Genomic DNA, 5,762 nt, shown 5'->3' on the forward strand with positions numbered 1-5,762 from the left:
CCACGTCAGCCGGCGAGCGTCTCCTGCAGGCGACGCAGCCGGACCAGGCTGGACTCGCGCCCGAGCAGCTCCATCGACTCGAACAGCGGCGGCGACACCCGACGCCCCGTGATGGCCACCCGCACGGGCGCGAAGGCGAACTTCGGCTTGACGCCGAGCCCGTCCACCAGGGCCGCGCGCAGCGCCGCCTCGATGCTCGCCGTGTCCCACGCCGGCAGCGCCTCGAGCGCCTGCACGGTGGCGTCGAGGACCTGCGGGGCCTCCTCGCGCAGCGCGGCCACACTGTCGGGGTCGTGGGGCAGGTCCGCGTCGGCCAGGAACAGGAACCCCATCATGTCCGGGGCCTGGCCCAGCAGCGTCATGCGCTCCTGCACCAGCGGGGTCGCGGCGTCGAGCAGCTCCTGCTGGCGCGCGGTCGGCGGGTCGGCCAGGTAGTCCTGCAGGTACGGCACGAGGCGACGCGACAGCTCGTCGGCGGGCAGGGCCCGCATGTGCTGGGCGTTGATGGCCTCGGCCTTGGCCACGTCGAAGCGCGCCGGGTTGGACCCGACGTCGGCGACGTCGAACGCGGCGACCATCTCGGGCAGCGTGAAGACGTCGCGGTCCTCGGCGATACCCCACCCCAGCAGGGCCAGGTAGTTGAGCAGCCCCTCGGGCAGGAACCCCCGCTCCCGGTGCAGGAACAGGTTGGACTCCGGCGCCCGCTTCGACAGCTTCTTGTTGCCCTCCCCGGTGACCATGGGCAGGTGCGCGAAGCGCGGCGGGCCCTGACCGATGCCCACGGAGTGCAGGGCGTCGTACAGCGCGACCTGCCGCGGCGTCGAGCTGAGCAGGTCCTCGCCGCGCAGCACGTGCGTGATCCCCATCAGCGCGTCGTCGACCGGGTTGACCAGCGTGTACAACGGGTCGCCGTTGGCGCGGGCGACCGCGAAGTCCGGCACCGTGCCCTGGGCGAAGGTGATGTCGCCGCGGACCATGTCGTCGACGACGATGTCCGCGTCCGGCATGCGGAACCGCAGGACCGGCGACCGCCCCTCGGCCAGGAACGCACGGCGCGCGTCGTCGGTCAGGTACCGGTCGTGGTTGTCGTAGCCGAGCTTGGGGTCGCGGTCCTGGTCACGGTGGCGCTGCTCGACCTCGGCCGGGGTCGAGAACGACTCGTAGAGGTGGCCGCGCTCCACCAGCCGCGCGATGGCGTCGTCGTACAGGTGACGCCGCTGCGACTGCCGGTAGGGCTCGTGCGGGCCACCGACCTCGGGGCCCTCGTCCCAGTCCAGGCCGAGCCAGCGCAACGCGTCCAGCAGGGCGTCGTAGGACTCGCTGGAGTCCCGGGCCGCGTCGGTGTCCTCGATGCGGAACACGAACGTGCCGCCGGTGTGCCGGGCGTAGGCCCAGTTGAACAGCGCGGTCCGGACCAGCCCGACGTGGGGGGTGCCGGTGGGGCTGGGGCAGAACCGGACCCGCACGTCGCTGGTGACGGTGCCGCTCGTCGGTGTGTGGTCGGTGTCGCTCATGCGGGCCCTCCCGAGCCGGAGTCACGGACGGGGTTTCGCAGGACGCCGATGCCCTCGACCTCGATCTCGACCACCTGGCCGTCGGTCATCGGCCCGACCCCGGCGGGGGTGCCGGTGAGGATGACGTCGCCGGGCAGCAGCGTGAACGCCTCGCTGACGGCGCTGACCAGGGTGACGACGTCGTGGATCAGCTGCGAGGTGCGGCCGGACTGGACGACCGTGCCGTCCAGGCGGGTGCTGATGGCCAGGTCGTCGACGGCCAGCTCGTCGCCGGTGACCAACCACGGGCCGAGCGGGCAGAAGGTGTCGAACCCCTTGGCGCGGGCCCACTGGAGGTCGCTGCGCTGCAGGTCCCGGGCGGTGACGTCGTTGGCGATGGTGTAGCCGAAGACGACCTCCGGGACGCGCTCGTGGGGGACGTCCTTGCACAGCCGACCGATGACGACGGCGAGCTCGCCCTCGTAGTGCACGTCGGTGCTCTGCCAGGGCAGGACGATCGGGTCGTTGGGCCCGATGACGGAGGTGTTGGGCTTGAGGAACATCGCGGGCTCCGTGGGGGCCTCGCCGCCACCCATCTCGGCCACGTGGTCGGCGTAGTTCTTGCCGATGCCGACGATCTTGCTGCGCGGGATGACCGGCGCCAGCAGGCGGACGTCGACCAGCTCGTGGACGACGCCGGTGGGGGTCGGCTCGGCGTAGATCGGGTCGCCGGCGATCTGGCGGACCACCTCGCTGCCGGGCTCCCCCTCGACGATGCCGAACGCCGGGTCCTCTCCTGCGGTGTACCTCGCGATGCGCACGTCGGCGAGGCTACCGGCGGCAGGTGCCTACCCTTACCGGGTGCAGGTCCTTCCCCGCCAGCAGTGGCTCGCCCTGCGCCAGGCCCACGAGGCCCGCGCCGCGGAGCTGTCGCACGCGCGTCGGGAGCGGAGGTCGCGCGGTCGGAGCCATGCCGTCGACGACTTCCTGTGGACGTACTACTCGCTGCGGCCGGGGCGCCTGGCCCGCTGGCACGCCGGGGTCGGGGTCGCGCTGCTGGAGGTCGACGAGCGGCCCGACGGGCACCGGGAGGTCCTCACGGCCTCCGGGCCCGGCTCGACCGTCGACGTCGAGGCGTTCGCGACCCGCCAGACGGGCGTGCTCGAGTGGACGACCGCCGTGCTCGGCGGCGTCGCGGCGCGGCCGGCCCGTCACGACTGCTTCGGGCTGCACGAGTGGGCCATGGTCTACCGGGCCGACGAGCGGCGGCACGCCATGCCGCTGCGGCTGGGGCAGACGGCGACCGACGCCGTGGTGGAGTCGCGTCCGTTGCGCTGCAGCCACATCGACGCGTTCCGGTTCTTCACCGACGAGGCCGTACCGCTCAACGACGTGCGCCCCAGCCGCGAGCGGCAACCCGAGATGGACCACGCCGGGTGCGTGCACGTGACCATGGACCTGCTCAAGTGGGCCCTCAAGCTCGGGCCCCTGGTGCCGGGTGACCTGCTGCTGGACTGCTTCGAGCTGGCCCGCGACGCCCGCACCCTGGACATGCGGGCCAGCCCGTACGACGTCTCCGGGTACGGCCTGGACGCGGTCCCGGTCGAGACCACCTCCGGTCGCGCGACGTACGCGGGTGAGCAGCGTCGTCTGGCGTCGCGCGCCGCACCGCTGCGGGAGCGCCTGCTGGCGGTCTGCCGGACCGCCCAGGCCGCGCCCGGTCAGGTCCTGACCCGCTCGTAGGTCAGCACCAGCACCCCCGCGCCGGGGGCCTCCTGCTCGGCCGGCCGCCAGGCGGTGGGGGCTGACGGACCCGCGAAGAGCGGGATGCCGTCCCCCAGCACGACCGGGTTGACCTTGAGCACCAGCCGGTCGACCTCCTCGGCCAGGGCGCCGGCGAGGGCTCCCCCGCCGCACAGCCAGATGTCCCCGCCGTCGCGCTGCTTGAGGGCTCGGACGAAGCCGGCCGCGTCCTCGGCCACGACGGTCACCTCGGGGTGCTCGTCGGGGTCGAGCGTGCGCGAGAACACGTAGGTGTCCAGGTGCGCGTAGGGGTCGGCGACGCCGGCGTCCAGGGCGGGCTGGAACGTCCCGCGCCCCATCACCACCGTGTCCCAGCGGGTGCGTGGTGGTTCCGTGCCCATGGCCTGGTGGAACGCCGTGGGCAGGCCGTCGCCCCACTCCTGCGCCAGCCGGGCCAGGTAGTCGGGGTCGACGGGGAACGCGTCGGTCTCGCCGCCCGGTCCGACGATCCGGCCGTCCAGGCTGACGGCGACGAAGTAGACGAGGGCTCGCACGGGTGGCCTCCTGAGGCATCGGCAGCGGCTGGAACGGGTCGACGGTGCCGGACGACGTCCCGCGCGTCGACACCTTTGCCCGCTCCCGGCGTCCGTCGGTGCGTCCGGTCGGTGCGTCCGGTCGGGCACCATGGCGGCGTGACCCCGGACGACCTGGTCGACCTGGTGAGGGACCGGGTCCGTCAGGCGGCGCCACCGGACCGGCCCTGCCTGGTGGCCGTCGACGGGGCCGACGGCGCCGGCAAGTCGACCTTCGCCGCCGCGCTCACCGGCTCCCTCGTGGCCTCCGGGGTCGACGCCCGGCAGGTGTCCGTCGACGGCTTCCACCGCCCACGTCACGAGCGGTACGCCCGGGGTCGCCGGTCCCCCGAAGGCTTCTGGTGCGACTCCTACGACTACGACGCCCTCCACCGTGAGCTGCTCGGCCCGTGGCGGAACGGTTCCGGCGGCTACCGGGTCGCGGTGCGAGACGTGTCGACGGACGCAGCGGTGCCGGCGCCCAGCCGACCGGTGCCGCCGGTCGGAGTCCTCGTGGTCGACGGCATCTTCCTGCTGCGGGACGAGCTGGTCGAGGTGTGGGACCTGTCGGTGCGGCTCGAGGCCCCGGCGCCGGAGCGGTTCCGTCGGATGGCGGTGCGGGACGGCTCACCGGTCGATCCCCATCACCCGGACAACCTGCGGTACCTGCGGGGCCAGCAGCTGTACGAGGACGCCTGCGACCCGACGGCTCGCGCCGACCTGGTCGTGAGGTGCGGCGACTGGGACCATCCGCTGCTGCTGCACGGGCACGTCCGAGGGAAACAGGTGGCCCGCACCGGTCCCCGTCGGGCAGGGTGCGGGTCCGTGGGACGCATGGTCGACGTGGCGGACGGAGTGCAGGTCTGGGCCCAGGAGTCCGGGGACCGACGCGCCACCCCGCTGCNCGGGCACGTCCGAGGGAAACAGGTGGCCCGCACCGGTCCCCGTCGGGCAGGGTGCGGGTCCGTGGGACGCATGGTCGACGTGGCGGACGGAGTGCAGGTCTGGGCCCAGGAGTCCGGGGACCGACGCGCCACCCCGCTGCTGCTGGTGATGGGGGCCAACGCCAGCAGCGCGACCTGGCCCTCGGCGCTGCTGGACGGGCTCGGTCAGCACCACCGGGTCATCCGCTACGACCACCGGGACACCGGACGGTCCACGTGGTCCACCGGTGAGCCCAGCTACGCGATCCGCGACCTGGCCCGCGACGCCGTGGCCGTCCTGGACGCGTTCGACGTGGACCGCGCCCACGTGCTCGGCATGTCGATGGGCGGGGTGCTGGTGCAGCTGCTGCTCCTGGACGCCCCCGAGCGCCTGCGTAGCGCCGTCCTGCTGACCACGTCCGCGCTCGGCAGCGGCCTGGCGGGCCGGGGCCAGGACCAGCTGCCGGAGGTCGACCCTCGCCTGCTCGAGCTGTGGCAGAGCATGGGCGAGGAGCGCGACGAGGCGGCCGAGCTGGACTGGCGGGTCGAGCACTGGCGGTTGCTCAACGGCGACGTGCTGCCGTTCGACGCCGGTGAGTTCCGGGCGATGGAGCGAGGCGTCGCGGCGCACGCCGGTACCTGGCACGGCTCGACCGCGCATGCCGTCGCGTCCCAGGAGGGGCTGGACCGCGGCCTGGAGCTGGGCTCGGTCACCGTGCCGACGCTCGTCGTCCACGGTCCGGAGGACCCCGTCAACCCGCCCCCGCACGGCGCGCACCTGGCCGGGCTGCTCGGGAACGGGACGCTGGTGACCGTTCCCGGGATGGGTCACGCCCTGCCCGCGACCGTGGTCCCCGCGCTGGTCGAGGCCATCACGCAGCACACCAGCCCGGTCGACCGCGCCTGACCGCGTCCTGGCCAGCTCACCGAAGGCGCTCGACCACGCCCGACCGCACCGCGGTCGCACCCCAGCTCCGGCCAGGGCCGGTGGTCATCAGAACGGGTAGGGTTGGGTGGGGTCCCAGCCGGGT

General features: G+C 73.7%; 5 protein-coding genes. 2 read left to right on the forward strand and 3 right to left on the reverse strand.

Annotated elements, in window-relative coordinates:
• Window positions 1-5 precede the first annotated feature (5 nt).
• Together gltX and ACR80Q_RS10765 are read right to left on the reverse strand one after the other, a co-directional pair.
• Window positions 6-1,514, reverse strand: coding sequence for a glutamate--tRNA ligase (gene gltX / locus ACR80Q_RS10760; protein ID WP_435377599.1), 1,509 nt, complete (start codon window positions 1,512-1,514; stop codon window positions 6-8).
• Window positions 1,511-2,314, reverse strand: a complete 804-nt coding sequence (locus ACR80Q_RS10765) for a fumarylacetoacetate hydrolase family protein (protein WP_435377600.1) — start codon at window positions 2,312-2,314, stop codon at window positions 1,511-1,513. The genes gltX and ACR80Q_RS10765 overlap by 4 nt, the downstream gene beginning before the upstream one ends.
• 40 nt (window positions 2,315-2,354) lie before the next feature.
• Here ACR80Q_RS10765 and ACR80Q_RS10770 point away from each other — a divergent pair, with 40 nt between their 5' ends.
• Entirely contained in the window at window positions 2,355-3,236 is an 882-nt protein-coding gene (locus ACR80Q_RS10770; protein WP_435377601.1) for a 3-methyladenine DNA glycosylase, read from the forward strand.
• On the opposite strand, the gene ACR80Q_RS10775 is transcribed toward ACR80Q_RS10770, so the two are convergent.
• The gene (locus ACR80Q_RS10775) at window positions 3,215-3,790 is read right to left on the reverse strand and encodes a dihydrofolate reductase family protein (RefSeq protein ID WP_435377602.1); all 576 of its coding nucleotides are present in this window, start codon (window positions 3,788-3,790) and stop codon (window positions 3,215-3,217) included. The genes ACR80Q_RS10770 and ACR80Q_RS10775 overlap by 22 nt on opposite strands.
• 993 nt (window positions 3,791-4,783) lie before the next feature.
• Between ACR80Q_RS10775 and ACR80Q_RS10780 the strand changes: the two genes are divergently transcribed.
• Window positions 4,784-5,638, forward strand: coding sequence for an alpha/beta fold hydrolase (locus ACR80Q_RS10780; RefSeq protein WP_435377613.1), 855 nt, complete (start codon window positions 4,784-4,786; stop codon window positions 5,636-5,638).
• Window positions 5,639-5,762 lie beyond the last annotated feature (124 nt).

Origin of the sequence: Aquipuribacter aurantiacus (assembly GCF_051216895.1) — a bacterium.
Lineage (GTDB): Bacteria > Actinomycetota > Actinomycetes > Actinomycetales > JBBAYJ01 > Aquipuribacter.